General features: G+C 55.2%; 26 protein-coding genes. 20 read left to right on the top strand and 6 right to left on the bottom strand.

Going from position 1 to position 26,824, the window contains the following annotated elements; genetic code table 11:
* Positions 1–21 precede the first annotated feature (21 nt).
* Positions 22–447 (bottom strand): hypothetical protein, encoded by a 426-nt coding sequence (locus tag I2E13_RS03480; protein WP_271817622.1) that lies wholly within the window; start codon positions 445–447, stop codon positions 22–24.
* Positions 440–1,945 carry a Y-family DNA polymerase gene (locus tag I2E13_RS03475; RefSeq protein ID WP_195404200.1) on the bottom strand — a complete coding sequence of 502 codons (1,506 nt, stop codon included), beginning with the start codon at positions 1,943–1,945 and terminating at the stop codon, positions 440–442. The genes I2E13_RS03480 and I2E13_RS03475 overlap by 8 nt, the downstream gene beginning before the upstream one ends.
* Before the next feature lie 224 nt (positions 1,946–2,169).
* Between I2E13_RS03475 and I2E13_RS03470 the strand changes: the two genes are divergently transcribed.
* The 10 genes from I2E13_RS03470 (at position 2,170) to I2E13_RS03425 (ending at position 13,322) form a co-directional block, all read left to right on the top strand.
* Complete coding sequence (locus I2E13_RS03470; protein ID WP_158551284.1) at positions 2,170–2,694, top strand: iron-containing alcohol dehydrogenase; 525 nt, start codon at positions 2,170–2,172, stop codon at positions 2,692–2,694.
* 199 nt (positions 2,695–2,893) lie between these two features.
* Positions 2,894–4,588 (top strand): glucose-6-phosphate isomerase, encoded by a 1,695-nt coding sequence (gene pgi, locus I2E13_RS03465; protein WP_195404199.1) that lies wholly within the window; start codon positions 2,894–2,896, stop codon positions 4,586–4,588.
* Positions 4,589–4,824: 236 nt separating this feature from the next.
* Entirely contained in the window at positions 4,825–5,667 is an 843-nt protein-coding gene (locus I2E13_RS03460) for a Cof-type HAD-IIB family hydrolase (RefSeq protein ID WP_117803851.1), read from the top strand.
* Between the two features lie 64 nt (positions 5,668–5,731).
* Positions 5,732–6,391, top strand: coding sequence for an HAD family hydrolase (locus I2E13_RS03455; RefSeq protein ID WP_324249368.1), 660 nt, complete (start codon positions 5,732–5,734; stop codon positions 6,389–6,391).
* A gap of 150 nt (positions 6,392–6,541) precedes the next feature.
* Positions 6,542–7,285: a GntR family transcriptional regulator gene (locus I2E13_RS03450; RefSeq protein ID WP_161194586.1), complete on the top strand. Its 744-nt coding sequence runs from the start codon at positions 6,542–6,544 to the stop codon at positions 7,283–7,285.
* A 218-nt stretch (positions 7,286–7,503) separates the two neighbouring features.
* Positions 7,504–8,967 (top strand): YfcC family protein, encoded by a 1,464-nt coding sequence (locus I2E13_RS03445; RefSeq protein WP_117716559.1) that lies wholly within the window; start codon positions 7,504–7,506, stop codon positions 8,965–8,967.
* Positions 8,968–8,976: 9 nt separating this feature from the next.
* Positions 8,977–10,560, top strand: a complete 1,584-nt coding sequence (locus I2E13_RS03440) for an amidohydrolase (protein ID WP_195404197.1) — start codon at positions 8,977–8,979, stop codon at positions 10,558–10,560.
* A gap of 1 nt (position 10,561) precedes the next feature.
* A complete protein-coding gene (locus I2E13_RS03435; RefSeq protein ID WP_118328647.1) occupies positions 10,562–11,413 on the top strand; it encodes a sugar phosphate isomerase/epimerase family protein in 852 nt (283 codons plus the stop codon).
* Positions 11,414–11,475: 62 nt separating this feature from the next.
* Positions 11,476–12,444 carry an SIS domain-containing protein gene (locus tag I2E13_RS03430; protein WP_022094440.1) on the top strand — a complete coding sequence of 323 codons (969 nt, stop codon included), beginning with the start codon at positions 11,476–11,478 and terminating at the stop codon, positions 12,442–12,444.
* A gap of 14 nt (positions 12,445–12,458) precedes the next feature.
* Positions 12,459–13,322, top strand: a complete 864-nt coding sequence (locus I2E13_RS03425; RefSeq protein ID WP_195404196.1) for a PfkB family carbohydrate kinase — start codon at positions 12,459–12,461, stop codon at positions 13,320–13,322.
* A 279-nt stretch (positions 13,323–13,601) separates the two neighbouring features.
* Here I2E13_RS03425 and I2E13_RS03420 read toward each other — a convergent pair whose 3' ends face one another.
* Positions 13,602–14,384 carry a TatD family hydrolase gene (locus I2E13_RS03420; protein WP_195404195.1) on the bottom strand — a complete coding sequence of 261 codons (783 nt, stop codon included), beginning with the start codon at positions 14,382–14,384 and terminating at the stop codon, positions 13,602–13,604.
* 14 nt (positions 14,385–14,398) lie between these two features.
* Positions 14,399–15,196: a tRNA threonylcarbamoyladenosine dehydratase gene (locus I2E13_RS03415; RefSeq protein ID WP_195404194.1), complete on the bottom strand. Its 798-nt coding sequence runs from the start codon at positions 15,194–15,196 to the stop codon at positions 14,399–14,401.
* 298 nt (positions 15,197–15,494) lie between these two features.
* Between I2E13_RS03415 and I2E13_RS03410 the strand changes: the two genes are divergently transcribed.
* The 5 genes from I2E13_RS03410 (at position 15,495) to I2E13_RS03390 (ending at position 20,112) form a co-directional block, all read left to right on the top strand.
* Positions 15,495–15,773: an autorepressor SdpR family transcription factor gene (locus tag I2E13_RS03410; protein WP_195404193.1), complete on the top strand. Its 279-nt coding sequence runs from the start codon at positions 15,495–15,497 to the stop codon at positions 15,771–15,773.
* Complete coding sequence (locus tag I2E13_RS03405; RefSeq protein ID WP_195404192.1) at positions 15,766–16,470, top strand: SdpI family protein; 705 nt, start codon at positions 15,766–15,768, stop codon at positions 16,468–16,470. Before I2E13_RS03410 ends, I2E13_RS03405 begins: the two co-directional genes overlap by 8 nt.
* A 184-nt stretch (positions 16,471–16,654) precedes the next feature.
* The gene (ettA, locus tag I2E13_RS03400) at positions 16,655–18,334 is read left to right on the top strand and encodes an energy-dependent translational throttle protein EttA (protein ID WP_195404191.1); all 1,680 of its coding nucleotides are present in this window, start codon (positions 16,655–16,657) and stop codon (positions 18,332–18,334) included.
* 280 nt (positions 18,335–18,614) lie between these two features.
* Positions 18,615–19,742 carry a hypothetical protein gene (locus I2E13_RS03395; protein WP_195404190.1) on the top strand — a complete coding sequence of 376 codons (1,128 nt, stop codon included), beginning with the start codon at positions 18,615–18,617 and terminating at the stop codon, positions 19,740–19,742.
* Complete coding sequence (locus I2E13_RS03390; protein WP_147352039.1) at positions 19,720–20,112, top strand: hypothetical protein; 393 nt, start codon at positions 19,720–19,722, stop codon at positions 20,110–20,112. The genes I2E13_RS03395 and I2E13_RS03390 overlap by 23 nt, the downstream gene beginning before the upstream one ends.
* A 54-nt stretch (positions 20,113–20,166) precedes the next feature.
* Here I2E13_RS03390 and I2E13_RS03385 read toward each other — a convergent pair whose 3' ends face one another.
* Together I2E13_RS03385 and I2E13_RS03380 are read right to left on the bottom strand one after the other, a co-directional pair.
* Positions 20,167–21,474, bottom strand: coding sequence for a hypothetical protein (locus tag I2E13_RS03385; RefSeq protein ID WP_117758547.1), 1,308 nt, complete (start codon positions 21,472–21,474; stop codon positions 20,167–20,169).
* A 138-nt stretch (positions 21,475–21,612) separates the two neighbouring features.
* Complete coding sequence (locus tag I2E13_RS03380; RefSeq protein ID WP_117758546.1) at positions 21,613–22,557, bottom strand: hypothetical protein; 945 nt, start codon at positions 22,555–22,557, stop codon at positions 21,613–21,615.
* A 171-nt stretch (positions 22,558–22,728) separates the two neighbouring features.
* On the opposite strand from I2E13_RS03380, the gene I2E13_RS10900 reads away from it, so the two are divergent.
* The 5 genes from I2E13_RS10900 (at position 22,729) to I2E13_RS03360 (ending at position 26,779) form a co-directional block, all read left to right on the top strand.
* The gene (locus tag I2E13_RS10900) at positions 22,729–22,950 is read left to right on the top strand and encodes a hypothetical protein (RefSeq protein WP_055251482.1); all 222 of its coding nucleotides are present in this window, start codon (positions 22,729–22,731) and stop codon (positions 22,948–22,950) included.
* Between the two features lie 100 nt (positions 22,951–23,050).
* A complete protein-coding gene (locus I2E13_RS03375; RefSeq protein WP_055251466.1) occupies positions 23,051–23,332 on the top strand; it encodes a DUF2087 domain-containing protein in 282 nt (93 codons plus the stop codon).
* Positions 23,310–23,930 (top strand): MFS transporter, encoded by a 621-nt coding sequence (locus I2E13_RS03370; protein WP_229057810.1) that lies wholly within the window; start codon positions 23,310–23,312, stop codon positions 23,928–23,930. The genes I2E13_RS03375 and I2E13_RS03370 overlap by 23 nt, the downstream gene beginning before the upstream one ends.
* A complete protein-coding gene (locus I2E13_RS03365) occupies positions 23,905–24,495 on the top strand; it encodes an MFS transporter (RefSeq protein ID WP_195404188.1) in 591 nt (196 codons plus the stop codon). The genes I2E13_RS03370 and I2E13_RS03365 overlap by 26 nt, the downstream gene beginning before the upstream one ends.
* A 7-nt stretch (positions 24,496–24,502) precedes the next feature.
* Complete coding sequence (locus I2E13_RS03360; RefSeq protein ID WP_117758545.1) at positions 24,503–26,779, top strand: B12-binding domain-containing radical SAM protein; 2,277 nt, start codon at positions 24,503–24,505, stop codon at positions 26,777–26,779.
* The last annotated feature ends 45 nt before the right edge of the window (positions 26,780–26,824 follow it).

Here is a 26,824-nt window from a genome sequence, read left to right as displayed (position 1 = left end):
GCTCTGGATGCGCTTCCTTGGCTAGGCTCGTCCGCGCAGTTCGATGTCTTGGATGCCGTCGAAGTCGATGGCGATGTCTCGGAGCTTGAGGAGCTTGAAGGCGGGGAGCGCCTCGTCGAGGATGCCGGTGCGGCTGCGATAGCCGTATGTATCGTAATAGGTGACACGAACCAAGTCGCCACGTTTGAGACCCTCGAGTTTTTTAGAAAGCACGAGGGCTTTTTCTTCCGTGAGCTCACGTTTTGGCTCGATGGTGATTTCCTGCTTGCGCACGAGTTCGTAGTATCCCGTGAGGGCGGCAAAGGGCATAAACTGCGCGGCACGGCCGGCACGGACGGCGCCGTTAGCGGTGAGCTTGGGGTCGGCGGAGCGACGTCTTCCCTCGGGGTCCGCTAGGCGTTCAAAAGGTGTCGGTGGCCGCATCGGCTGCTGTTGGGGCTTAGGCACGGTGCCCTCCTACCTGATCGTTGCGTTCGCGTGCGGTGGCACCGGCGGTAAAGCTCAGTCCCTTAACCAGCGCGTTCTTGCCGTATTTGCCTTTTACAGCCAGCACGGCACGGGCCAGCTCGCGCTCGCGCTCATCGGCCTCGACATCGCTAAATAGATCGATGGTGGCAAACTCCTCCGGCATGAGGTTGCCAAATCCCAGGTTGATGCGCTTGACTGGTCGTTTGGGATCGACAGTCTGCGCCCAGAGCTCATCGAAATAGCCCATGATCTTCTTAAACGAATTGGTGCGCTCGGGCAGCTTGCGCGAGGCGTTGGAGTGCGCTAAGAGTGCGGCATAGCCACCGCGCGGTTTGCCGCCATGCTCTCCCACAAAGATGCCATCGATAGCCTGCGCCTCCCGCACCAGGCGGCGCCGTTCGTCATCGCGCTGGACGGGCTTGGGCGCACGGGGCGCGAGCTCAGGGCCGGCGGTTGCGGTGGGTTCGATGCTCGACGTGCTCGAGCGTAGGTGTCCGCATCCGTCCACATATTGCGCTGTACCGCTGGCGTCGAGGCGGCGTATGTCAGCTCGTTCGCTCGCATAACCCACAAAGAGCGAGATGCTGTCGCAGACCACGTGCTTATCGACTAGGTCCAACACGGCGTTGTCGACCATCTCGCGCAAGACGGTGTAGGCCTGCTCATAGGCATAGCCCTTCGAGAGCACCTGCCCTGTGGTGGTCGAGGTCGCTTGCGGGCGATAAGCTTGGATATCGGCGATGGTTGCCGGCTCACGCCCGAAGGCGTGGTCGATAAGATATTCGGCATTGACGCCGAGTTCGTCGTAGAGCAGGTTCTCGTCGAGCGCTGCGACCCCCATCAGGTCGTAGACACCGTATTTCTCGAGACGGGCCGCCACGCCGGGGCCGATGCCCCAGATGTCGGTGATGGGGCGATGGGGCCAGATCTCCTTGCGAAAGGTCTCGTCGTCGAGTGTGCCGATGCGACTGGGCACATGCTTGGCAGTGATGTCGAGTGCTACCTTGGCCTGGAATAGGTTGGGGCCGATGCCGACCGTCGCCGTGATGCCGGTGCGCGCGAGGACCTCGTCGCGCAACATGCAGGCGAAGCCTTCCGCATCGGTGTGATAGAGGTCCAGATATGGCGTCACGTCGATAAAGCACTCGTCAATTGAGTAGACGTGAACGTCTTGCGGACTGACGTATTCCAGGTAGATACCGTAGATCCGCGCCGACACCTCCATGTAGTGCTGCATGCGCGGTACGGCCTTAATGTAGTCGATGCCATCGGGTATTTCGAACAGGCGACAGCGGTTGTGAATCCCTAGGTCCTTCATAGCCTGCGTGATAGCGAGACAGATAGTCGTGCGTCCGCGCGATTCGTCGGCAACGACCAGGTTGGTGGTGAGCGGATCGAGCCCACGATCGACGCACTCGACGCTGGCATAAAACGTCTTGAGGTCGATGCAGATGTAGGTGTGCTGCTCGTGCGCCATCCGAGCCCTCCCATCAAACACATGTTCTTATCGAATACCTGTTCGATAATAACTGCTCGACCGGACGCCGTCAAAATCTGTCCCTTTTTGGCAGGTATGGTCGTGCGGTTGCATCGGGTTTTTAACGCAGCCCTAAAGAGCGCGAAACAGCTCGGAAAAGCTCGCTTCGTAGCATGAGGCTAACGATTGATGCCACCATAAAGCACGGAAGGGTTGTGGGGATAATGGTTAACTATGGGTTTGGTATGCCGACGCGCTTGGTTGCGGATGGGGACGTGGCTCGCTGGTGCGGGCGATTGGTTGCCCACTATGGCGGCACCAAGACACTGGTCGTGCTGGGAGGCGACAAGCACACGCGTGATGAGCTCGTTTCGGCGGCGCTGGGCTCGCTCGATCGCGCCCTGCTCGAACGCGTGCTCTTTCGTTGCGGCTTGGTCGGGGGCGACGGGGGAGACGATTTGGTCGATGAGGCCGTAGCCCTGGCGACCGATGAGGGCGTGGACTTTGTCCTGGCGATCGGCGATGCCGATACGGCGGGCTTTGCGCGCGAACTCGCTCGTCGCATGGCCGTGCTCGATGCCGGCGAGGACGGCTTTGTTCCCTACGGATGCATCGTCTCCGAGGGAAAAGTGCCCGCCGTTGTGGGTGCCGGCGAGGTTCCCGTTTTCGCCATCATCGCTCCCGAACTGCTGGAGGGTATCGGCTCGCCCTTGCGCGAGCTGCTCGGCAGTGTGTGCGCCGCGGCCTAATATTTACCATAAAGGGATAGGTTATTTTTGGTTGGTAAAGCGTTTGACCCGCCAAAATAAACCTGTCCCTTTTTGGTCGGTTGCCGTTGGGGGGCGGATTGGCAACGCTCGCTGATTGTAGTCTTGACCTGCGCTAGAATAGGACTATCTGATTATCCGGGCGCATGGAGGCTTGCGCCCGTATGCTGAGGAGGACTTTATGGCAACTGTTGCCGCACCTATCGACGCTACGTCGACCGCCGCTTGGAAGGCGCTCGAGGCTCATCAGGAGAAGCTCGAGGCCGAGGGTATCGACCTCAAGGCCTGGTTCGCCGCTGACGCCGACCGCGTGAACAAGCTGAGCTTTGACGCCGGCGACCTTCACTTCGATCTGTCCAAGAACCTGGTGACCGATGAGACCGTCAAGCTGCTGTGCGATCTTGCCCGCGAGGTGAAGCTCGAGGAGCGCCGCGACGCCATGTTCTCCGGCGAGCACATCAACACCACCGAGGACCGCGCCGTCCTGCACACCGCGCTGCGCCGTCCGGCAAGCGAGAAAGGCCAGCTTATCGTCGACGGCCGGGATGTCGTCGCCGACGTGCACGAGGTCCTCGATCGCATGTATGCCTTCGCCGAGCGCGTGCGCTCCGGTGAGTGGAAGGGCGTTACCGGCAAGAAGATTGAGCACCTGGTGTCCATCGGCATCGGCGGCTCCGATCTGGGCCCGGTCATGGCTTACGAGGCCCTGCGTCCCTATGCCGACGCCGGTATCGACTGCCGCTATATCTCCAACATCGACCCCAACGACCAGGCCGAGAAGCTCAAGGGTTTGGATCCCGAGACCACGCTCGTGATCATCGTCTCTAAGACCTTCACCACGCTCGAGACCCTCACCAACGCCCGCGAGGTCAAGACCTGGATGCTCGAGCAGCTCAAGGCTCAGGGCGCCATCGATGGCTCCGATGAGCAGAACGCCGAGGCTGTGGCAAAGCACTTCGTCGCCGTTTCCACCGCACTCGAGAAGGTCGAGGCTTTCGGTATCGACCCGGCTAACGCCTTTGGTTTCTGGAACTGGGTTGGCGGCCGCTACTCCGTCGACTCCGCCGTGGGCCTGTCGCTGATCGTCGTGCTCGGCCCCGAGCGTTTCCAGCAGTTCCTTGAGGGCTTCCACGCCATCGACGAGTACTTCTGCAACACGCCGCTCGAGAACAATGCCGTCGCGCTGATGGGTTTGTTCAACGTCTGGTACGTCAACTTCTTCGGTTCCAAGAGCCACGCCGTGCTTCCGTACTGCCAGTATCTGCACCGTTTCCCGGCCTACCTGCAGCAGCTCACCATGGAGTCCAACGGCAAGCATGTCCGCTGGGACGGCAGCGCTGTGACCTCCGATACCGGCGAGATCTTCTGGGGCGAGCCCGGCACCAACGGTCAGCACGCCTTCTACCAGCTGCTGCACCAGGGCACCGTGGTGGTCCCGGCCGATTTCATCGCCTTTGCCAATACCGCCAACCCTGCGACCGACAGCGGTCAGGACGTGCACGAGCTGTTCCTGGGCAACTTCCTGGCCCAGACCAAGGCGCTCGCCTTTGGTAAGACGGCCGATGAGGTGCGTGCCGAGGGCACGCCCGAGCAGATCGTCCCGGCCCGCTGCTTTGAGGGCAACCGTCCGACGACCTCGATTTTTGGCGACACGCTGACCCCGTTCGCGCTTGGTGAGCTCATCGCCCTTTACGAGCACATCACGTTTGTCGAGGGCACGGTCTGGGGCATCGACTCCTACGACCAGTGGGGCGTCGAGCTGGGCAAGCAGCTTGCCAAGCAGATCACCCCGGCCTTCCACGACGACGCCGCCAAGGCCGAGCAGGACGCTTCGACTCAGGCGCTCATCGAGTTCTACCGCGCTCATCGCAAGTAGTCTTTACGGCTGAGTTGGCTTATGGCTGAAAGGGGCCCGTATCCGTTGGGATACGGGCCCCTTGCTATTTGGATAGGATGGAATGTATCGGGAGGCGCCTCGACGGGCATCGCAATCGTCGAAGGCGCGCCGTTCATGTTTGGGACAATATGACATTTTTCCCGTTGCAAACAGCGCCGCCGTGGGTGTTCTGTATGATGGCTCAGACAAGGTTGTTCAATGACAGGGAGGCATATATGGCAATCAAAGCCATCGCAATGGATATCGACGGTACGCTCACCAACGACCAAAAGGTCATCAGCCCGCGTACGCGCGAGAAGCTGCTCGCGACGCAGGAGTCGGGCATTAAGCTCATCTTGGCTTCGGGCCGTCCCGCATGGGGGTTGCACGCCTTGGCGCAGGAGCTCGACCTTCAAAACCATGACGGTCTGCTAGTTGCCTTTAATGGCGCGCATGTGGTCGACGCTCAGACCGATGAGGTCCTTTTTGACCAGGCCATGCCGGCTGACGAGCTGCACCGTCTGATTGATCATCTGCGCAATTTCGACGTGATCCCTATGATTTCGCTCGGTCGCGATTTGCACGTCGAGGACTCGTACCATTGCATGATCACGCTGCCTGACGGCTTGCAGAAGAATATCGTCAAGTATGAGCGCGATGCGTGCGATCTTAAGATTCGCGAGGTCGAGAGCTTGCATGAGGTCGTGGACACTTATCCCGTGGACAAGCTGCTGACGGCGGGTGATCCGACCTACCTGCAGGCGCATTACGAGGAGATGTATGCGCCCTTTACCCAGACGCTTTCGGGCATGTTTACGGCCGACTGGTACTTTGAGTACACGGCGCCCGGTATCGACAAAGCCCGTGCGCTCGAGGGTGCCCTGCCCAAGCTCGGTATCGATGCCAGCGAGGTCGTCTCGTTTGGCGACGGCCAGAACGACAAGTCCATGATTGAGTGGGCCGGCACCGGTGTTGCCATGGGCAACGCCGTCGATGAGGTTAAGGCAGTTGCCCAGATGGTAACCGCCAATAACAACGAAGACGGTATTGCAGTGGCGCTGGATAAGCTGCTGGGTTAGAATCGCCGATTAATGCATGGTTTGGGCGCCTGCTTGCGGGCGCCCTTTTGTTAGGGAGGGTGCCGTGTCCGCATTTCCGTTCGACGCCGTTATCTTTGACATGGACGGTGTCATTGTCGATACCGAGTATTACTACCTGGGCGAGACTGCCGCGTTTGCCAAGGAGCTTGGGCTTAACCTGACTCAAGAGGAGTTGAATGGGCAAGTCGGTACCTCGCATCAGTTCTTCCTGCATATGCTGGTCGATTGGTTTGAGCGCGCCGGTAAGGGGCATTTCACTGGCGAGGAAGCGTTGGCCCGTTGGGACGAGTGGGCGCATAAGCGTCCGCGCGACTATCAGGCTTTGATTAACCCAGGCGCCGTGGATACGATTCGAGAGCTGCCGCGCCGTGGCGTTCGCGTGGCGCTTGCCAGCTCGTCTCCCATGGATAGCATCGAGGAAGTGCTCAACGCGTGCGGGCTGTCGGATGCCTTTGAGTATGTGGTGAGCGGCGAGCAGTTTAAGGAGAGTAAGCCCGAGCCCGACATCTACCTGCATGCGCTGGACCTGCTGGGGCTGCCCGCGAATCGCTGCTGCTGCGTTGAGGATTCGGTGCCTGGCATCACTGCCGGCAAGCGAGCCGGCCTGACGGTCGTTGCCAAGCGCGAGGAGCGCTTTGGCTTTAGTCAGGACGCCGCGGATAAGATTATCGATCAGCTGCCGGACCTGCTGGAACTCGCGTAAGAGCGCGTTAGTTGCGCGTTTTTCGGGTCCGATGAGTAAATACCCGACATTTTGGTGCGACACCTAGCATACTTTAAGCTAATGCGGGCTTAAGGACTTGTTGAATGCCCTTAAGCCCGTTTTAGACGTAATTGCGCTGGGAGAGGGTATATGCCACCGACTGAAGGGCTAACTGACGGTAAAGCAGCGATACCGCTGTACCAACAGGTCATTGATATCATTAAAAACGAAATCAACTCCGGTGCCTACAAGGCAGGTGCGCGGATACCCAACGAATTCGAATTGGCTGAGAGCTATAAAGTTGGCCGCGTTACCGTGCGACGCGCTATTGAGGAGCTCGTCCAACAGGGCTATCTAACGAAGCGACAGGGGAAAGGCACGTTTGTCAATGCCCCCAAGCTCAAGCGCAAGATTCGCCAGAAGGATGACGTCCAGAGTTTTTCGGACGCATGCCGCGCTAACGGAATGGAACCGGGGGCGTGTGTCATTTCGAGAAAGATACTGCCGGCGGATTCCACCGAAGCACAGTTCTTTGGTGTTCCCGTTGGAACTGACTTGATTTGCGTTGAGCGCGTGCGTACTGCCGATGGCGTCCCTGTCATGCTTGAGAACAACATATACGTTTACGAGGACAACGCCTATCTATCAACGGCGCCTCTATCTAACCAATCCATTTTTGAGTTCGTGCGCAACCGGACGGGGCGGACGCCTGCGTTTACCGACCCGTGCACGCTCGAGATCGCGTGCGCATCGCCCGAGGTCGCTCGGTTGCTGGCGGTTCCCGTTGGCGAACCCTTGTTTTATATGGAAGCCTTCTTCTTTGATGAGCAGCGGCGGCCGTTTATCATCGGTCGTCAGCGGATCGTTGGGTCTCGCTACGTTTTTGACATCTAGGACATTGCGAATGGAGACGCCCGGTGGATCATCTCACCGGGCGTTTCCATACCGTTCACGGCACAAACGCAACCGTTCAACCGCGTTGCGGCAATCAGTTTGAAATTATCTTGATGACGAGAAAAGCTGCTGGTAATCTATAGAACGTCATAGAACGTTTGCCTTGTGCAAACGTTGAAGCGAGATGCGATGCAATCTCGAGTTCTTTGGAGGTATCTATGTCAGATACGAAGGCGAAGAAGACAAACAGACGTTTTAAGTTCAAATTACCGCATGTCTATACGATCATGTTCTTGCTGATCGTTGTCTTTGCGGTCCTGACTTGGATCGTTCCCTCTGGTCAGTATCAGCGCAAGACGATTTCGACAGCGGCGGGCGAGCGTGAAGTCGCCGTTGCTGGAACCTATGAACAGGTCGATAAGAACTACACCGATTCCGAGACCGGCGAGACCATCAATCTGGGTCAGGATATCTTCGCGGTCCTGCAAGCGCCCACTAAGGGCATCCAAGAGGCTGCCGACGTCGTTGCGTTCGTCTTATTGATTGGCGGATCGTTCGCAATCATCACCAAGACCAACGCTTTGAATGCCGGCATGAGCCGTGTGATTAAAAAGCTCAAGAACAAGGACATCCTCATCATTCCCATCACGATGACGTTGCTGTCCATTTGCGGCACCACGTTTGGTATGTCTGAGGAAGCCCTGCCGTTCTATGCCATCTTCATTCCCATCATGATGGGTATCGGTTATGACTCGATGACGGCATTCATCATCTGCTTCCTTGGTCCTAACCTGGGATATTGCGCTTCGACCATCGATCCGTTTAATGTTTTGATCGCCCAAGGCATCATTGGCATCGAGGGCAATCCGCAACTGTGGCTGCGCGCCGTTTCTTGGGTCATCTTCACTGCTGTCGGTATCGCATGGGCCATGCGCTACGCCATGCGCGTCAAGAAAAACCCCGAGTCGTCCATTACGTACGAGGACGATAAGCTCAAGCGTATCGAGTTTTCCGTGACCGATGCCTCCATCGAGGAAGAGTTCACTACCCGTCAGAAGCTCGTGCTTATCGATTTTGCTTGCGGTATGGGCATTATCGTCTGGGGTCTTGTTACCCAGGGTTGGTACATGAATGAGATTTCCGCCGTGTTCCTTGGCATGGGCTTGCTTGCCGGTATCCTGGGCGGTCTTGACCAGCAGACGATTGCTGAGGAGTTCGTTAAAGGTCTCGCCGACTTTGCGTACGCCGCCATCGTTATCGGTATCGCTCGCGGTATTCTGGTCATCGCCGAGGGCGGCATGATCATCGACACCATCCTCCAGGCGCTCGCTACTGCGCTCGCCGGTGCACCCGCCGCCGTCTACACCACGTTTATGTATATCGTCCTTGGCCTGCTCTCTTTGCTGGTTCCCTCGAGTTCTGGCCTGGCGGCACTCACCATGCCCGTTATGGGCCCCCTGACCGAGCTCATGGGCCTCAATCCCGAGGCGGCCGTTACCGCGCTCCAGTTTGCCAACCAGACCATCAACACCATCAGTCCCGTGGCGGGCATGACGGTTGCCGGCCTTGGCGTGGCTAAGATTTCGTTTGGCCAATGGTGGAAGACCATTTGGAAGTTCTTCATCTTCATGGTCGTCTTTGGCCTGATCGTAACGGCAATTTCTGGCATGCTTCCGGCGTAGGTGGTTGTGATGTCTGATCGTTTGACGGTCCTGACGTCTAAGAGCGTCTTTACCGGTACGGGGGACCTGCCGTTTGAAGGTTTCGTAGCGGTCCGTGGCAATCGAATTGAGGCGGTTGGCACCAAGTGTGAGCTAGCTTCGTATTTGACCCAGGCGGACGAGGTAGTTGACCTGGGCGACCGCACCGTCATGCCTGGCCTGATCGATGTGCATACCTTCTATACAGGCTGGGCGCTGCGGACGTTGGGGCCTGATCTGTCCGGCATCGCTGATGCCAAAGAGGCCGTGTCGCTCTTGCGTGCATGGAAAGAAGATCATCCGGATTGCGCGGCGGCTTTTGGCCACAACCTACCCGAAACGTTGGCATCGGATGCCGAGAACGCAAATACGGCGGCTGTGTTTGACGATTGTTTTGGCGATATCCCTGTCGTCTGCTTTACACCGGGTGCGGAGACCTGCGTTCTCAATGCTGCCGCCAGTGCGCGATACGGCTTCACACCCCAGGCGTGCTATGCCGAGAAGATCTGGCGCATGATGAGCGATTTCCTCGCGCTGCCCGAGGTACGTGCGGGGTATTCGGACTACATGAGCATGCTTAACGAGCGCGGCGTTACCGCCATCAAGGAGATGGCGTTTGATGACTACTACGGTTTTGCCGACGAAATGGCTCGCCGTGAAGAATCTGGTGAGCTGACGGTTCGCGTCTCTATGATGTCGCAGCCGGTGGGTGCCGGTGCAAATCTGTCGTATGCTCGCGAGGCACGAGAGCGCTTTCGGGGACCGTTCGTTCGTTTTTCTGGCTTCAACCGTATGACCGATCGCGGCGTATGGGCGGGGCTTGCCGAGATGATTGACCCCTATGAGGACACGGCCGATGCGGGAGCTGCCGGCAAGACGGTTGTCGAGGAGCCCGAGTGGGATCTGATTGAGAACGAGCTGCGCGCAATTGATGCTGACGGCTTCCGATATTCTTTGCATTGCCAGGGCGATGGCGCCGTTCGTCGCACCGTGGCGCTCTATGCCTCGCTGCCTCGAGACGAGCATGGACGGTTGCTTCGCCGCCATGCGATTACCGATCTCGAGAACTCTGACCCGACCGATCTTGTCGAGTTTGGCAAGTTAGGTGGAATTTGCGAGGTCTATCCGCAGATTCTGACGCTGGACCGGCGCGAGGATTGCCTGTCGATGATGCGTCGACAAATTGGCGAGACGCGACTTTTGCACAGCTGGAATCGCCGCGGCATGGAAGATTCCGGATGCACGGTGTGCTGTGGTACGGATTTGCCACTGCTGATTCCGAGCCTGGGCGAGTCAATCTACAGCGCGTGCGGTGGATACTTCGACGATGGGCTGCCCGTGAATGAGGCCAACGCGCTGACGCTTGTCGAGCTCTTGCGTGCTTGGACTGCCGGGGGCGCGTACGATCTGATGCGCGAAGACGAACTGGGTACGCTTGAGGTCGGCAATCTTGCCGATATCTGCGTGCTCGATCGGGATGTGTTCGACCTCGATTATCGCGACGCACGCGATCTTTCGGTTGATATGACGATGTCGGACGGACAAATCGTGTTCGATCGAAATAAGGAGGCATAAGATGTCTGAATCCAAACCGACGCTGCGCCGCGAACAGATTGCGGGCATGAATATCCACTACATCATGTGGTCGCTCGATTACTTCCTTGATGTGCAGCAGCGTTTGGGCTTTGAGTCCATTGAGCTGTGGTGTGCGGAGCCGCATGTGACGCTCGACCACACGGGCTACTTTGAGGCTGAGGTCCTGGCGAAAAAGGCTGCAGGCCGTGGGCTTAGGTATCGTACTCTGTGCCCCGAGAATGTTGTCTATCCTTGGCAGTACTGCGCACGCAAACCGCTGCATGAACAGCGCAGCCTGGCGTACTTTAAGCACGGCATTGAGCTTGCCGAGGTACTTGGGTGCGACCGTATGTCCGTCAACTCGGGCTGGGGCGACTGGGACGAGGACCGCGAGGAAGCCTGGAAGCGCAGCCGCGAGCACTTGTCCATTCTGGCGGAGTATGCCGGTGAGCACGGTCTGGTGCTTACGATGGAAAGCCTGCGTCCCGAGGAGAGCAACCTTGTAACGACGGTTTCCGATGCGAAGCGCATGATTGACGAGGTCGCGAGCCCGTACTTACAGCCCATGGTTGATACAACCGCGATGGGCGTTGCGGGCGAGACGCTCGAGGACTGGTTTGCCGCCTTTGGTGATGGGGCAATTCACGAGATGCACTTTATCGACGGTGACCCGTATGGCCATCTGGTGTGGGGCGATGGCAAGCACGATATGGACGCCTTCGTCGCCACGCTTAATGCCCATGGTTTCGATGGCATGCTGGGCCAGGAAATCACGGACGGGCGTTACTACGATGACCCGGCGGCGGCAGATGCCAAGAACATGGCCGCATTCGAGAAATATCTGATTGACTAAAACAACTATCGGCCACGCAGCCAACGTCATTGATTGCGGACCAAACAAGAAAGGAACTGGATATGAACGCACACGATCTGATCAAAGAGGCAATTGCCGAGAAGGGCAAGTTCGACAGCGTCTACTGGATTGCTTGCGGTGGCTCCATGATCGATTTGATCCCGGCTCATGAGCTTCTGCAGCGCGAGGCAACCACCTTCACTTCGTATATCTATACGGCTCGCGAGTTTGATATCATGCGCCCGCGCCGCTTGGGTGAGAAATCCCTGGTCATTGCTTGCAGCCACAGCGGCAACACCCCCGAGGTCGTCGAGGGCTGTGAGATTGCCCTTGCTGCCGGCGCTACGGTGATCGCCCAGACCGACAACGCTGGATCCAAGATTGACTCCGGCAAGTGGACCACGTGGGTCTACCCGTGGGGCGAGGGCGTGCCGCAGGCCGAGGTCCCCGCTGGCATTTCGCTGTCGCTTGCGGCCGAGCTGCTCGATCAGCAGGAGGGCTACGCCGATCTTGCCGATATGTATGCCGGTATCGCCGAGATGGATAAGATTCTTCCCCCGGCACGTGAGAAGGTAAATGCCGAGCTAGGCGATCGTTTTGCCAAGCTTTGCCAGGAGCACGAGTTCTTCTACATTCTGGGCAGCGGTCCCAACTTTAGCCAGACCTACGGTTTCGCTATCTGCTCTCTTATGGAGATGCAGTGGCAGCACTGCAGCTACATCCACTCTGCCGAGTACTTCCACGGCCCCTTCGAGGCTACTCAGGATGGCGTTTTTTACTTCCTGCAGATGGGCTCCAGCGAGTGCCGTGCTATGGACGAGCGCGCCCTTGCGTTCCTTAAGACGCATACCGATACGCTGATGGTGCTCGATGCCAAGGAGTACGGTATGGAAGCCGTGCCGGCGAGCGTCCGTGCCTATCTGGACCCGGTGCTGTTCTACGCCATGAACTGCGAGCTGCGTGCTGCACGCGGCAAGGTGTTTGATCACGATCCCGATTTTCGTCGCTATATGGGTGTTGTCGAGTACTAGAAGGGGCAAAGGCCATGGCATTTAACGTTAACGCGCTCGGATTTGGCGACAACGTCGTCGATCGCTACGAGCATATCCACACCATGTATCCCGGCGGCAATGCGGTGAACTTCGCCGTTTATGCCAAGAAATGCGGTGCCGCACGCTCTGCATACATGGGCATTTTTGGCAATGACGCCGCTGCCGAGCATGTCATTGCAAGCCTCGAGGATGAGGGTATCGAGCTTGACAAGTGCGAGCAGATGATTGGTGAGAACGGAGCGGCTCGCGTGACCGTCGTTGACGGTGACCGTGTCTTCCTCGGTTCCAACGAGGGCGGTATCCGTGGCGATGCGCGCTATGTTCTCGATCGCTTTGACCTTTCGTACATGAAGCAGTTCGATGTGGTTCATTCGGGCAACTATTGCTTCACCGAGCGCGAGCTGCCCAAGTTGAAGGCTGCGGGCGTCACGGTCTCTTTTGACTTTTCGGACGACTCCACCGACGAGTACTACGAGCAAATTGCGCCCTACGTCGATTTTGCTTTCTTTAGTGCGGCGGATGCCGCGGGTGAGGACGAGATTCGCGAGCGTCTGGCATGGGTGCAGGGCTTGGGTCCGCGTTTTGTATCGGCCACGGCTGGCGCTGAGGGCTGCATTGCCTACGACGGCAAGCGTTACTATCGGCAGCATGCCAAGCCTGTGGCAGATATGAAGGACACCATGGGAGCGGGTGACTCGTTCCTGACTTCGTTCCTGATGTGCTATCTCGATGCTGTCAAGCGTGGCAACGATGACGCTAATGCTATTGAGCGCGCGCTCGACTTTGCGGCGGGGTTTGCCTCGACTGTATGCGGCATGGAAGGCTCCTGGGGCCATGGAGCGCCGATTTCCGAATAGGTGAGCAGTCCCGGGAAGTCGAATCGTTGTCTTCTCGGGACCCTGTGGGCAAAAAATGCCAAATATGAGTACTGTCACTATTTTAGTAACAGCGAAATTAAGCTTTTGAGGCCCTAGTTGAATGTCCGAGAGCGATAAAAGCCTGTTATAGGCGGCTTTATCCATGCTAAAACACCCTGATAATGAACGGCTGTGCATTATCAGGGTGTTGTTTTGTCGCAAAATGATGTGACTAGCTTTGCAATAGTACTCATATTTGGCATTTTTTGCCCACCGGGATCAGCGGAAGTCAAATATGGAGCGCGAATTTCCTAAAACGGTCGATTCGACGCTCTCCTCGGCGCAGTTTTTAAGTTCGGCGATGCGCCGGGAGACGCTTTTTAGCGATGTGATGAGCTGCCGCGCGCTTGTATCTGCTTGCAGTTCGGCAGGAGCGTCGGTTTCGAGCAGCAGACAATCGAGTGGGATCTGTCTGGCATATTCGCGACCGCGCTTGGTGGCGAGCATCCGCTCGTTCACGGAAAAATAGCAGCCTGCGCTTCGTGCGCGGACGAACTCGTTCGAAGTGTCGCTAAACCAGTGGAAAATGATAGCGGGGGAGTCGGGGCTTGGCGTGAGTAATCCATGCGACTCGAGGATGTCTAGCACGGTTCCTGCCGAACGAACGGCGTGAATTGATATCACGCGCCCGGTAAGAGGATGCTGCACGAGTGTATCGCAGAGCCGGTTAAGTGCCTGTATTTGTAGCAGCTCACTTCCAGCAAAGCGCACGGAAAAGTCGAGTCCTACCTCGCCGATATAGCGCTCTTGGTCAGCAACTTTGCAAAGCAGATTGACTTCGGCAGGACCACAGCGGCCGTCGGCGAGCCACCAGGGATGGAGGCCGGCGCCCGCGATAATGTTTGGGTAGCGGCTGGCCCGCTTTTTTGCTGCCGCGAAGTCGCGTGGGTCGACCCCGCAGTCAAAGAGCCCCAGACCCAACGCCGCCGACTCACTGGCTGCAGCATCGGGGCTGAGCATCAAATCAAGATGACAATGCGTGTCAAAGAATCGCGGTTCCATCGCAGGGCATCCTGCTAGTCCAAGCGCTGGCCATCGGCGCGCACGCGCTCGCACCCGCGCCCGCTGATCTGGCGGATAACCTCGCCGGCAATCATTTGACCCATGATGGGCGGCATAAAACTGGCAGTTCCCAGCTCGGTGCGCTCGTGGATGTTGGAAGGGTCGCGGGGCTGTGTCTTAACCGATTCCTCGCAGCTAAACAGTACGTGTAGGCTCTTGATTCCGCGCTTCTTGCATTCTTTGCGCATAATGCGGCTCATGGGGTCACGTACCGTATCGAAGATGTCGGCAAAGCGGAGGCACTCGGGATGGAGTTTGTTGGCCCCGCCCATGGAGCTAACCAAACGGATGTCATGGTCCTGAGCATATTTGGCAATGGTGAGCTTGGCCGAGATGGTGTCGATGGCGTCGACGACGTAGTTGAGCTTGCCGCCCGTCTGCTCCAAAACGCTCGCGAAGAAATCATCGATGTTGTCGCTCAGCAGATATTCAGTTCGCTTGATGACGGTGGTGGCGGGATTGATATCGTGGATCATGGCTTCCATAACATCGACCTTTCGCTTGCCGACGGTGCTGTGAAAGGCGATGGCCTGGCGATTGATATTGCTGGGCGCGATGGTGTCCTTGTCCAGAATCACAAAATGCCCGATGCCGCCGCGGGCAAGTGCCTCGCAGCAGCTAGAGCCCACGCCTCCGCAGCCGAGTATCAGCACCGTGGCGTTGGCGAGCTTGTCGAGTGCCTCGCGGCCCATGATGATCTCGAGCTTGGTGTCGCGTGTCTCGACGGGAGCTGCGGCTGCTGATTCGGTCATAGATATCCTCCGATGGGGAAGCGGGTCGTGTTTAGCTATCGTCATTATAGGTATTATCGCGATTCCATTTGAGCCCTTGAGGCTTGTTGAAATGGGACCGGGATTCGCATAAGATGAAGCAGATGGCACCCGTTGCAGCGGGTTGGCCAACTCCAAAACACGTTTGTAGCGTGAGAAGTGGCTGTCTTCGCATTACGCGGAGGCGGCTATTTTTTTGAGTACAAGATTAGATAATTAGACAAACATCTAAATAACGAGTATAGTGTGCACGTCGCGAGAGATAGCGAGAGGAGGTTCTATGCCGGGAGAGGGTTTTAAGGCGCTGGCCGACCCTACGCGGCGGCGCATTTTGGAGCTGCTGCGCGAGGGCAACCGCACGGCAGGGGAGCTTGCCGAGCATTTTGACATTAGCAAGCCGTCGCTAAGCCATCACTTGGCGACGCTCAAAAATGCCGGGTTGGTGACCGACGAGCGCCATGGCCAAAACATCGTATACAGCTTAAACACCACCGTCATGCAGGATTTAATTGGCTGGTTTATGGGCTTTACAAACACTGAAGGTGATAAGGATGAATAACGAAAACAAGGGCATTCACGCCACGGGGGTATCGCCGCGTGTATGGGCCATGCTTGTTGTGGTCTGCGCTATTAATGTCGCGGCGCACCTTATGGTGATGCCGAGCTTGCCTGCACAGATTCCCACGCACTGGGGAGCGAACGGCGCCGTCGACGGTTGGGGCCCTAGCTGGATGGCCTCCGCGCTCGGCGTGTTGCCTCTGGCACTTCTCGCGATGTTCTACGTCGTGCCACGCATTGACCCCAAGGGCGAGGCGTATCGGACCTCGGGTAAGTTCTATCAGGGCTTCGTAATCGCCTTCACGCTGCTCATGTGTGCCATAAGCTGGCTGGGGGAGCTAACGGTGTGGGGCATCGTGCCGGTGGTAGGAACGGTCAATTTGCTGGTATCAGGCGCTATCGGCTTGCTCTTTATTGGTATGGGCAACTACTTACCGCGCGTAAAGCAGAACTACACGCTCGGTATCAAGACGCCCTGGGCGCTTGCCGATCCCGAGAACTGGCGCCGTACGCAGCGCTTTGGCGGTGCCTGCTTTATGGTGCTGGGTGTTGGCCTGATTGTGATGGGCGTGGCGGGCAGCGTGCTTTCGAGTGAAGTCGTCGCCGCGGTGATTGCGGCTCTGGCGTTTGGTTCGGCCGGAGCTGCCTACGCCTATTCGTATCTGCTGTGGCGTAAATCGCAGCGAGCCGTTCGCTAAGGTTGCGGAAAACTAGCGTACGCAGTTCATAGTATGTTCCGGGGGACTTTTCCCAGGTAGTATTAGGGGGTGTGGGCAACCATGCCCCTTTTTCGTTTAGTTTCAGAGCTGGTTTCCTCATTTCGTTTCCACTAAAGCGAATCAAGAATAGGGAAACAGAAGGCAGAAAGGATAAAACAGGCAAATGGCGGAGTTTATCTACCAGATGTATCAGGCTCGTAAGGCCCATGGCGACAAGGTAATCCTTGACGACGTGACCCTGAGCTTCTACCCCGGTGCCAAGATCGGCGTCGTGGGCCCCAACGGCATGGGTAAGTCGACCCTGCTCAAGATCATGGCCGGTATCGAGGAAGTCTCCAACGGCGATGCCAGGCTTACCCCCGGCTACACCGTGGGCATCCTGCAGCAGGAGCCGCCGCTCGATGACGACAAGACCGTCATCGAGAACGTGCGCATGGCGTTTGGCGATATGATTGCCAAGGTCGATCGCTTCAACAAGATCGGCGAGGAGATGTGCGACCCGGATTGCGATATGGACGCCCTCATGGCCGAGATGGGCAAGCTCCAGGGCGAGATCGACGCCGCCGACGGCTGGGATATCGATTCCAAGCTCGGTCAGGCCATGGACGCCCTGCAGCTGCCCGATTCCGACATGCCGGTCAACGTGCTTTCCGGCGGCGAGCGCCGTCGCGTGGCCCTGTGCAAGCTGCTACTCGAGGCTCCCGACCTGCTGCTGCTCGACGAGCCCACGAACCACCTGGACGCTGAGTCGATCCTGTGGCTCGAGCACTTCCTGCACAACTATCAGGGCGCGGTGCTTGCCGTCACGCATGATCGCTACTTCCTGGATAACGTTGCCGAGTGGATCTGCGAGGTCGACCGCGGCCACCTTTATCCCTACAAGGGCAACTACTCCACGTATCTGGAGACCAAGGCCGCGCGTATTGAGGCGCAGGGCAACCGCGACGCCAAGCTCGCCAAGCGCATGGAGGCCGAGCTCGAGTGGGTGCGCAGTTCGCCCAAGGCTCGCCAGGCCAAGAATAAGGCTCGTCTGGCTCGCTACGAGGAGATGGAGGCCGAGGCCCGCGCAAGCCAGAAGCTCGACTGGACCGACATCCGCATCCCCGTGGGACCGCGTCTGGGCAACAAGGTGCTCGAGGCCCATCATCTGCACAAGGAGTTCAATGGCCGCGTGCTCATCGATGACCTTTCGTTCACCCTGCCGCGCAACGGCATCGTGGGCGTCATCGGCCCCAATGGTGTCGGTAAGACCACGCTGTTCAAGACGATTGTGGGTCTGGAGCCGCTGACTTCGGGCGAGCTCGAGGTGGGCGAGACCGTCAAGATTTCTTACGTCGACCAGAACCGTTCCGGCATCGACCCCGATAAGAACCTATGGGAGGTCGTCTCGGACGGCCTGGACCACATGATGGTCGGCGAGACCGAGGTTCCGAGCCGCGCTTATGTGGCGAGCTTTGGCTTTAAGGGCTCCGACCAGCAAAAGCGCGCTGGCGTACTTTCCGGTGGCGAGCGCAACCGTCTGAACCTGGCGCTTACGCTCAAGCAGGGCGGCAACCTGCTGCTCCTCGACGAGCCCACGAACGACCTCGACGTCGAGACGCTGTCCTCGCTCGAAGCGGCGCTGCTCGAGTTCCCGGGCTGCTCGGTGGTCATTAGCCACGACCGTATGTTCCTGGACCGCGTCGCCACGCACATTCTGGCGTGGGAGGGCACCGACGAGAATCCGGGCAACTGGTATTGGTTCGAGGGCAACTTCGAGGCCTATCAGGCCAACCGCATCGAGCGCCTGGGCGAGGACGCAGCCCAGCCGCATCGTATCCACCGCAAGCTCACGCGTGACTAGTAGCAAGTAGAAAGGCCGCCAGCAAGGGCGGCCTTTCTTGTAGCAATTGCACTGCAGCTATGCCCTGACTGCCGGTTTGATTCATAATCAAAGTCATCTCTTTGGGATTAAAGCCCGTTTTTGCTATGAGTGATTTTCTAATTCCGTTTAAAACGTAAAGATGTATTGGGTTACAAGGACATAAGCAAATCGAATTGAAATATAACCAGTGCTGTAACGTTACAAAAAAGGTTATAGAATGGGAGTATCTTATAAGTCGCTCCTCTAGAAAGAAGAACATATGCTTTCGCGTCGTCGTTTTCTGCAACTTGTCGCGTCTTCAATTGTCGCCTTAGCCGCACGTCCGAAAGAGGTTTTTGCTTCGACGGGCAATATTGATGGTGAGCAGATACAATTTACTTCAGAAATTGCGCAAGAGCTTGCCGATAAATATATAAAGGGACTCCTCGGCTCTTCGTATACGCCTTCTGACCCTATTCCTTTTGTAGACGTTGATGGGTCCCCGCTTGGCTACATTGTTCCGGTTGTGACATTCAATAGAGCCGCGGGCTATTTGGTTTTAGATGCTTCAGATGATGAAATACTTACGGGATATCGTTTTGGAGACGGCTTAGTCAGCCCTATGGATCGGGGAGGAGATCTTGGTGTTGAGTCTTATTCTTTCAATAACCCAGTCGTAATGATCAATCCATTCGAATTCGGTGTGCAATCTTTGGACGGTTCAATAACAACAAATTGCGGAAGAACAATCCCGGCTGTTTCCATAGAAGGACGCACTGTCGTTTTATCGAATAAACCTTCAAGCTGGAACGATGTCGTAATTTACGCAACTCAAATGCAGGATTACACAGTATCTGGATTTCGTTCCATTTCTCAGTTTATGTCATATGATGAAAGCGAGATTAAGAGGCTTACTGCCCACTATGCTTGTATGGTGACAGCTTTTTCGAACGTTGCGGAACTGTATGGCATTGCCAATTTATATAGCGACCCTTCGCAATATATGCAGATATGGAATTACACCAATACCCATGCTCTTTCCGATGAAGAACAGACTGTTCCCGGCGTTGTTTTGGGCGGAACGCCGATATCAACCTGTGCAACGGGGTTTACAAATTACTGCGCAAGCAGAGGAAGTACTCTTATCGCCCGCACTGTCTCCTCTCCGGCTATCGCGAGCATTCAAAATGAGATTAACTCTAATAGACCGAATGTTTTACATGCGAGTTTGTACAACGGATCAGCCCATTCTGTAACAGCGGAGGCTTACGCCACACTTACTGGTAAGAAAACTGGAGAGACAAGGCAGATGATTGGCATAGCGGACGGCTGGAATTCATCTTTATCCTTCCTGAAGTATGATCAGAGCTATTATGCGTGGACTTATGGAACGACTTTTTCGAAGTAGGGCGATTCGTCTAGCTCTGTCTTTGGTGCTGATGGCTTCATTGGTGGGCTGTTCAACAAAGGAAGAGATATCGCGCGGAGGTTCCGGAGAAGTGACTGCGACAGACTCAGGTTCATTAGAAATAGCTGGCGGGCATGCCGATGTGATGTTACAAGGAGAAGGCGTGCTTAGGTCGATTGATGCTGAAGACGCTGTCTGCTCAATAGAGGATTTGAAGACAGGTGAAACTGCATCGTACCGAGTTTCAGATAATGCTGCGAATATGATTGAGTCGATACCGACTGGAGCGCAGGTTTCTTTTAGATACTTTGCTCCGCAACTTGAGGATGAGCTTGCTTCTCTGGTGTCTATATGCGCCGATGACAACTAAAAGGCCTGAATTCAAACGGCCTCGGATGGTCAATTGGCTATCCGAGGCCGTTTTTTACTCGACCGGGGCTTCGACCTTGTCGATGGCCCAGGTGGCTCCGAGGCCGCCGGTGGTGTTGCGGCGAATGCGTACGGTGACTTCGTGGCGTTTGCCGGCCTGTGTGTAGCGCAGGGGGAAGCTCGCGCGGTTACGGCCAGCCTCGATGGTACCGCGCTCGCGAGCGATCCAGTAGTACTCGCCGACGATGCCGAGGGTGTCGGCGCCGTAGGGGAGATAAGTCGACAGCTGGTGCAGCAGCGGACTAGGGCAGAAGACCTCGGTCGCGAAATCGATGGGGAAGTCCCCGGGGATGGTCGGTGCTGCGGGAGCGGGGGCCGGTGCTGAATTGGGGACCGGAGTCGGTGCAGGTGTGGGAGCCTGGTCACAGGCGGGTGCGGATGCGGACTCAATGACAGGTGCAGACTCAGATGCCGCTTCTGGCTTAGCTATGGAATCTGTCGGTTCCACGGAGATGGACGTGTCTTCGGTCCCGGTTTTGGCACCGGCCTGCGGAGTGTCCTCTGCCTCGACGTTCGGCTTGGCCTCGACCGGCGTGGATACCATGGTGGTGATGCCGGCGTTGGCGTTCTCGGGGTCATAGACAACCGTGAGCGAGATGGCGGGCTGCGGCGTCTCGGGTTCCGGCGTCGCCTCGGTAGCGTCTTGATTCGCGGGCTCGTCGGACTGGTCGTCCTCGGCGTTGTCGCCAAAGACATCGCTGTTTTGGAACGCAGGCGTCTCGGGTTGGCCGGCGGTTTCTTCGGCTTTCGACTTGGGAACCTCGTTGAGCTCAACGGCGGCTTCCTGCTCAGCCATGACTTCGGGCTCGGTCGTGGCAGCGATTTCAGTTTCGACCTCTGCCGTTACTTCAGCAGTGACTTCAGCCTCTACCTCGGGCTCGGGCTCCGGAGCGACTTCGGCCACGGACTCGGGCTCGGGACGCTTAACGTGCTTGGGACGCACGGCCTTCAGGTCCTTCTCGCCGCGCTTTTTCTTTTTGTAGGACTGCTTGGCGCCCTTGGCGGCCTTGGGCTTGTCCTCGCCCTTGGCAAGGGCAGCATCCCAGGCCTCATTGGCGATGACGGTGGCATACAGACGTCCGCCCTTAAAGACGGTCAGCTTAATGCAGTCGTCGAGTTCCTCGAGCAGCTCGCGCGTGGACTCGAAGCCCAGGTCATAAGCGGTCATATCGCCAGCGGCGAGTGTCTCCTCGACCTGTGTCATAAACGTTTGCTTGCCGCATCCAATCGCATCGCGCAGCAGGCGATACAGATAGATGTGGTTGCCCAGCGATAGCGTGGGCTTAACTATTGTCTTGCTCATGGCAAATCTCCTCTTTACACACCAAAGCATCTTACCATCGCGCAGGGCTTGCCACCTCGGCGCCCAAAGCAAACGGGCGCGACCGTTGCCGGTTCGCGCCCGTTATACAGGTCGGTTATCTGTGAGAGGCGATCGTGCTTAGTTGCCCGATGTCGTGCCTTGGCTCGAGCTGTCGGATGCCGTGCCGGATGCGGTTCCGCTCGAGCTGTTTGTGTTGCTGTTGTCGGTTGAGCCCGTGCCCGATGCATTGCCGCTCGTCTGGTCACCCGTGCTCTGCTGAGAGCCGTCGGTCGTTTGGCTGGAGTCGGTCGTTCCGGATTGTGTGCCGCCGCTGTTCGAAGAGGAATCGGTGCCTTGCGACTGATCAGGGGTGGTCGAGGAAGAATCGGTGGGTGCGGAGTTGGCCTGTGAGTCGTTCTGCTGGCTTTGCGATTGGCCGGCGCTGTCCGCGTCTTGCTCGGTCGTGCGCGACGAAAGGATTGGCTCGGGGCGCTCGCCCAGACCCTCACCGGCGGTGGTTATAAGGATGGCGCCGGCGCAGGCGATAACCGCGACGATGGCGATGGCGATCGAGAAGATGATGACCTTCTTTTGCGTCTGGCTGCGCTCTTCCGCCGCCTTGGCGCGCAGGCTGTTGGGGGCGACGCGCGCCGTGGTCGCGCGTCCCGCGACCTGACGCATCTCCTGCGTAGTCGCGGCGCCGCCCAGGTGCTCCTCGGCATTAAGCTCAACGGGCTCATAGGCGCCGGCGGGGTAGTCGACGGCGGCGTGCGTACCTTTGAGGGCTTCGGCGCTGGCAGAGATAAAGTGGCGGTAGACCTGCGAGGACACAACGGTGATGACCGAGCTCACGGCGGCACCAATTACTGAACCAGCGATACCAATCTTGGAGGCAAGCGCCACGCTCGTGGCGGCAGCTGCGGCGCCGGCGATGATCTGGGGAATGGAAATGTCATCGAACAGGCCCTTTTTGGGCGCGATGGCCATGGTCTGTCCGATGGAATGGTTCTCGTGCACGCCGTTGTTGAGCGATGCCGGCGTCATGACGCGCGTGCGCGGCGCGTCGGTGTACTTGGTTGTCATACGGGGTCCTCCCGGTGTAAATCTGCTTCGTTTCGTGTAGCCATCAGGGTACCCACCAGATGTGAATCATACGTGACAATTAACAGATACCATCAACTCATCAAGGGGGCCTGCTGTCTTTGGTGCAATAGCTTGATGCTAAACTGGATTTATGTTTGCGAGGTGGTTTACGTGATGTACCCGTATATGACATTCGAAGATGGAACCGAGGTCATTCATTCTGACCTGATTACAGATGGCGATATTGAAAAGGTTATCGTGCATTTTGAGCGACCGACGGCAGAGGGCTTCGACTCCGCTCGTTGTGAGTTGCCTTCCTGTTCGTGGACTGACTGGGAAGGGCATTTTACTCAGAGTGAAAAACGAGCTTTCGAAGAGTGTCTGAGCAAATAATTTAGATTAGTTCGAGTTTAGTTCGAATAAAGAAGCTGAATGCGATGACCTAAAGCGTATGCATTTTTAGTATTAAATGCGTATGAAATGGAGGATGTGAATGGATGAGCTAATAGACTTTAAAAAACGATTTCTCAAGAATGGCGAGCTGGTTTCAATTCCAAAAAAGGAAAGCTATAAAAGAATCATGCTGCTATGGGCCGTCTCTTTCTTTGAATTAAATACAAGTTATACGGAGCTTCAGGTTAATCGTGTGCTGTCACAGCTCTATCCTGATTATGCCGTGTTGAGGCGGTACTTGGTTGATTATGGATTCCTATTAAGGGATGAACGAGGCCTGAAATACGAGGTTAATCGTGATGTTCACGGTATTGAGAGCTAGCCGTCCGGTTCGGGTCCTATATATTGCTAGAGGGATAAGCGAAATAGGCAATTGGTGTGCGAATATTGCTTTGCCAATGCTGATTTACGAGGTAACTCACGATGTTTCTGCAACTGCTTTGATGGTCTGCTGCAGATTTGCCCCCTCTCTGTTTTCAGTTGCGCTCGCGCAGCTGCCTCAGAAGATGGGTATCGGGACACTGCAGGCCATGAGATTGGCAGACTTAATTCGCGCGGGATTATTCGTTTGCTATATTTTTGTTGATAGTAAATGGAGTATGTTTGCTATTACGTGCGCGGTATCGCTTTGCCGAACGGTAGAAATGCCCTGCTTTTACTCGTTGTTAAGAGCCAATACGAATAGTATCAATCGCGACGTAATTAATAATTCGTTTGGGTTCCTGCAGAATTTGATGATGGTTCTGGGGCCAGTTGCCGGCGGTTTTGTTGTCGCTCAATTTGGGGCGGAGGCTGTTCTTGCATTAGACGCGCTTTCTTTTGCCGCGTCGTTCTGGTTGCTGCGAGATGTTCCGTCGGTTATCGAGGTTAATGATAAAGAGGGAATAAGCAAAAATGAAAAAAAACAGGACTGCATTTAGTGATCTTAGCGCGAAGCACTTGGCAATTGGTTTCCTATTAATCGATATTTCTAGTGGCGTGGCATTCGGCTCTCTGAATTCTCTTTTGCCAGCTATAGCGCAATTGCAATTTGACTCGTCATCGATACAATACGGATTCCTTCAGAGTAGTCTTACAATCGGACTGTTGTTCGGAAATACAATATATGGTCGTTTAATCAGTGGTTCCGATTGCGTTAAATCATATTGTTTTGTGACGTATCTTGCGCTCGGTGCGTATCTGGCGTTTGGCTATCGCTATGCGTCTGGGATATCGTTTATTTTCCTTTTTATCGTCGGTGCCGGAAACGCCATTCAAGATGTGCTTCTCATAACATCGCTGCAGGATTTGGCGAGAGACGGATCTGAATCGATAAGCCTGTTTTCAATTAGGGAGTCTTTGCAATCGGTTGCTGTTGTTATTTCAACACTTCTTGTTTCGCTGTTCACGAGCATCGCGATGTTCTCAATTCTCGTTACAGGACTTGGTGTATTTTCAATTATGATGGTAGTTGTGTTTCAATTGAATTATTTGCGAAAGATGTGACGTTGATATGCCTAAAACGCTTTTAGTATTTCCCCCAGGATGGAGTCCAGTGGGGCCGTATCTTGCCTTGCCTGTTTTGAAGTCATATCTTCAAGAGGTTGAACAATACAAAGTTGACATTGTTGACTTAAACGTGGAATTTTACGATGACCTCCTATCTTTTAGACATGTCGAAGAGTGCTGTAAAAGGTATCGGGAATCAAAGGATTCGTTTAGTTCGAATGTTCAATTAACAATCGAGTTGATACAAAAGTCGGCACTTAATGTTGACGAGGCAAAAGATATTTTCAGATCGAAGAGATACTTTAATCTAAAAGAAAGACAATATGCTGAAAACATTTTTAGAAATGCACTCTATATCATAAATCACGTCTCATATGGAGTTAAATACACGTTCAACTCCATAGATCTGCCCTATGATTATTATTCGACACCAGAAATAATGAAATCGCTTGCGGATACCTTGCATAATCCGTTTATTTCCTTCTATGAAACTGCCTTTCTTAAGCGTATTCAGAGGGAAAAATTCGAGTTTATTGGGATTTCGGTGAGCGGCTGTTTCCAATTGATTTCTGCAGTTACGTTAGCGAAACTGATTAAGGAAGAATGTCCATCTGTTAAACACGTCTCATTGGGCGGCAATTACATTACTCGTTTAGCAGATGACTGCATGAAAGAATGGCATCCCTTTTTTGAATACATTGATTCGATAATGATGTATGACGGCGAAGAGCCGCTTGCACGTCTTCTTGAGGCTCTTGACTCTGGTGATGACAATCTCGACTGTGTTCCAAACCTTTGCCATGCTAAAGGTGGAAAGATATATAAAAACCATCGGATTGAGCAAACATTTATCAACGATACAGTTCCCGATTTCGATGGCTTCGCCCTTTCTAAATACTTCATGCCTGAGTTAATATTGCCGGTTTATTCCTCTAGGCAGTGTTTTAATCATTGCGCCTTCTGCACCATTCCCGGTGCTACCGGTGGTTGTTACCGAAAGATGCCTATATCGAGAGTATTTGAAATAATGTGTCGGTTAAATGAAAAATACGGCACGAGAGTTTTCTCTTTTGTGGATGAAACATTCGAAGGCAAAAGAATGGAGCAACTCGCGGATGAAATAAACGCATCGGGAAAAACGTTTTTCTGGCATGGAGAAACGAGGTTCTCTCCAACCCTAAGTACAGAAGTTTTTAACAAGATATACCAAAGTGGATGTAGGCAGATTCAGTTTGGCCTCGAGTCATACAACCAAAGAGTTCTTGATCTAATGAAGAAGAACACGAGAGTTGATTGGATTGATCGCAATGTCCATGATTGTCTCAATGCGGGTATTCCTGTTCATCTATTTTTTATGATTGGCTTTCCGACCGAAACTAAAGAAGAGGCTCTGAACACCTTAGCTTATACAGAGAATGTTTTGAATTATTCAAAACAGGTATGTGGTGTTCCATATTCCACGAGAGGATTTACGAATTTTGGTCTCGTTATGGGGTCGGATGTTTGGAATCATCCCGATAAGTATGGTGTCTCTGTAATGCCGAAGTCCCAATATGAGGATTTGCGCCTCGAAGTGGATTATGTTTCAGGCACTGGTTTAACTTTAAATGAAGCAAAATCCTTATCTGATGAGCATCATATTGATTTTTATATGCAAGAGGTCATAAACGGTAGCGACACAATTGACTTGCCCCAGCGGCTTCATATTTCAGAGGTGACCTGGATCCTAGATTCTATTCACGCTGTCAGGTATAAGGGACATTTGACCAAAGTAAAGCGACGGCTAACTAGTCTAAATCCAGCTGATCGAATCTGGCTGGATTCCAAGACCTCTGTCGTGCTCGTTGAGCCATTTGCCTACTTCTATAATTCTGAATACCATCATGTCTATGCTGTTTCCCAGTTGGTATACCTTAAGTTGGCCCGTTTATTGGAGGCCGATTGTAGCATTTCTCTTATTCTTGATCAGGGCGACCTCGAGCTGACAAGGGCGATAGAAGAACTGTTGCATTATGGATTGCTGAATACAAATATCGATGCCGATTATGTAATGCACGATAACGGTTTTCAATTGGTTAAAAGTTCGTTTGTTAAAGAAGTCGGACGCTCAAAAGAGGGGTTAAGAGTACTGCTGAGTTGTGCCACCCATAGAATGTGTGCGGTTAATGATTTTTCGTTCGCTTTGCTTTCGTTGTTTGAAAAGCCGATTACTAAGAACGAGGTGCGCGACATTTTGAAAAAAGAGGGACGGTTGATTTTCAATCTCAGCGCAACAGCCTGAACGGACCCCGCGTTTCCGCAGCTAGCGCAACGCGGAAATAGCCCC

The organism is Collinsella aerofaciens, assembly GCF_015554145.1.
Taxonomy (GTDB): Bacteria; Actinomycetota; Coriobacteriia; order Coriobacteriales; family Coriobacteriaceae; genus Collinsella; species Collinsella aerofaciens_AA.
This window is presented reverse-complemented; position numbering and strand designations above follow the sequence as displayed.

Excerpts from the sequence above, each read along its gene's own strand:
- I2E13_RS03475 (WP_195404200.1), bottom strand. The coding sequence starts at position 1,945 with ATGGCGCACGAGCAGCACACCTACATCTGCATCGACCTCAAGACGTTT.
- I2E13_RS03470 (WP_158551284.1), top strand. The coding sequence starts at position 2,170 with ATGGTTAACTATGGGTTTGGTATGCCGACGCGCTTGGTTGCGGATGGG.
- pgi (WP_195404199.1), top strand. The coding sequence starts at position 2,894 with ATGGCAACTGTTGCCGCACCTATCGACGCTACGTCGACCGCCGCTTGG.
- I2E13_RS03460 (WP_117803851.1), top strand. The coding sequence starts at position 4,825 with ATGGCAATCAAAGCCATCGCAATGGATATCGACGGTACGCTCACCAAC.
- I2E13_RS03450 (WP_161194586.1), top strand. The coding sequence starts at position 6,542 with ATGCCACCGACTGAAGGGCTAACTGACGGTAAAGCAGCGATACCGCTG.
- I2E13_RS03445 (WP_117716559.1), top strand. The coding sequence starts at position 7,504 with ATGTCAGATACGAAGGCGAAGAAGACAAACAGACGTTTTAAGTTCAAA.
- I2E13_RS03440 (WP_195404197.1), top strand. The coding sequence starts at position 8,977 with ATGTCTGATCGTTTGACGGTCCTGACGTCTAAGAGCGTCTTTACCGGT.
- I2E13_RS03435 (WP_118328647.1), top strand. The coding sequence starts at position 10,562 with ATGTCTGAATCCAAACCGACGCTGCGCCGCGAACAGATTGCGGGCATG.
- I2E13_RS03430 (WP_022094440.1), top strand. The coding sequence starts at position 11,476 with ATGAACGCACACGATCTGATCAAAGAGGCAATTGCCGAGAAGGGCAAG.
- I2E13_RS03425 (WP_195404196.1), top strand. The coding sequence starts at position 12,459 with ATGGCATTTAACGTTAACGCGCTCGGATTTGGCGACAACGTCGTCGAT.
- I2E13_RS03420 (WP_195404195.1), bottom strand. The coding sequence starts at position 14,384 with ATGGAACCGCGATTCTTTGACACGCATTGTCATCTTGATTTGATGCTC.
- I2E13_RS03415 (WP_195404194.1), bottom strand. The coding sequence starts at position 15,196 with ATGACCGAATCAGCAGCCGCAGCTCCCGTCGAGACACGCGACACCAAG.
- I2E13_RS03410 (WP_195404193.1), top strand. The coding sequence starts at position 15,495 with ATGCCGGGAGAGGGTTTTAAGGCGCTGGCCGACCCTACGCGGCGGCGC.
- I2E13_RS03405 (WP_195404192.1), top strand. The coding sequence starts at position 15,766 with ATGAATAACGAAAACAAGGGCATTCACGCCACGGGGGTATCGCCGCGT.
- ettA (WP_195404191.1), top strand. The coding sequence starts at position 16,655 with ATGGCGGAGTTTATCTACCAGATGTATCAGGCTCGTAAGGCCCATGGC.
- I2E13_RS03395 (WP_195404190.1), top strand. The coding sequence starts at position 18,615 with ATGCTTTCGCGTCGTCGTTTTCTGCAACTTGTCGCGTCTTCAATTGTC.
- I2E13_RS03390 (WP_147352039.1), top strand. The coding sequence starts at position 19,720 with ATGGAACGACTTTTTCGAAGTAGGGCGATTCGTCTAGCTCTGTCTTTG.
- I2E13_RS03385 (WP_117758547.1), bottom strand. The coding sequence starts at position 21,474 with ATGAGCAAGACAATAGTTAAGCCCACGCTATCGCTGGGCAACCACATC.
- I2E13_RS03380 (WP_117758546.1), bottom strand. The coding sequence starts at position 22,557 with ATGACAACCAAGTACACCGACGCGCCGCGCACGCGCGTCATGACGCCG.
- I2E13_RS03375 (WP_055251466.1), top strand. The coding sequence starts at position 23,051 with ATGGATGAGCTAATAGACTTTAAAAAACGATTTCTCAAGAATGGCGAG.
- I2E13_RS03370 (WP_229057810.1), top strand. The coding sequence starts at position 23,310 with ATGTTCACGGTATTGAGAGCTAGCCGTCCGGTTCGGGTCCTATATATT.
- I2E13_RS03365 (WP_195404188.1), top strand. The coding sequence starts at position 23,905 with ATGAAAAAAAACAGGACTGCATTTAGTGATCTTAGCGCGAAGCACTTG.
- I2E13_RS03360 (WP_117758545.1), top strand. The coding sequence starts at position 24,503 with ATGCCTAAAACGCTTTTAGTATTTCCCCCAGGATGGAGTCCAGTGGGG.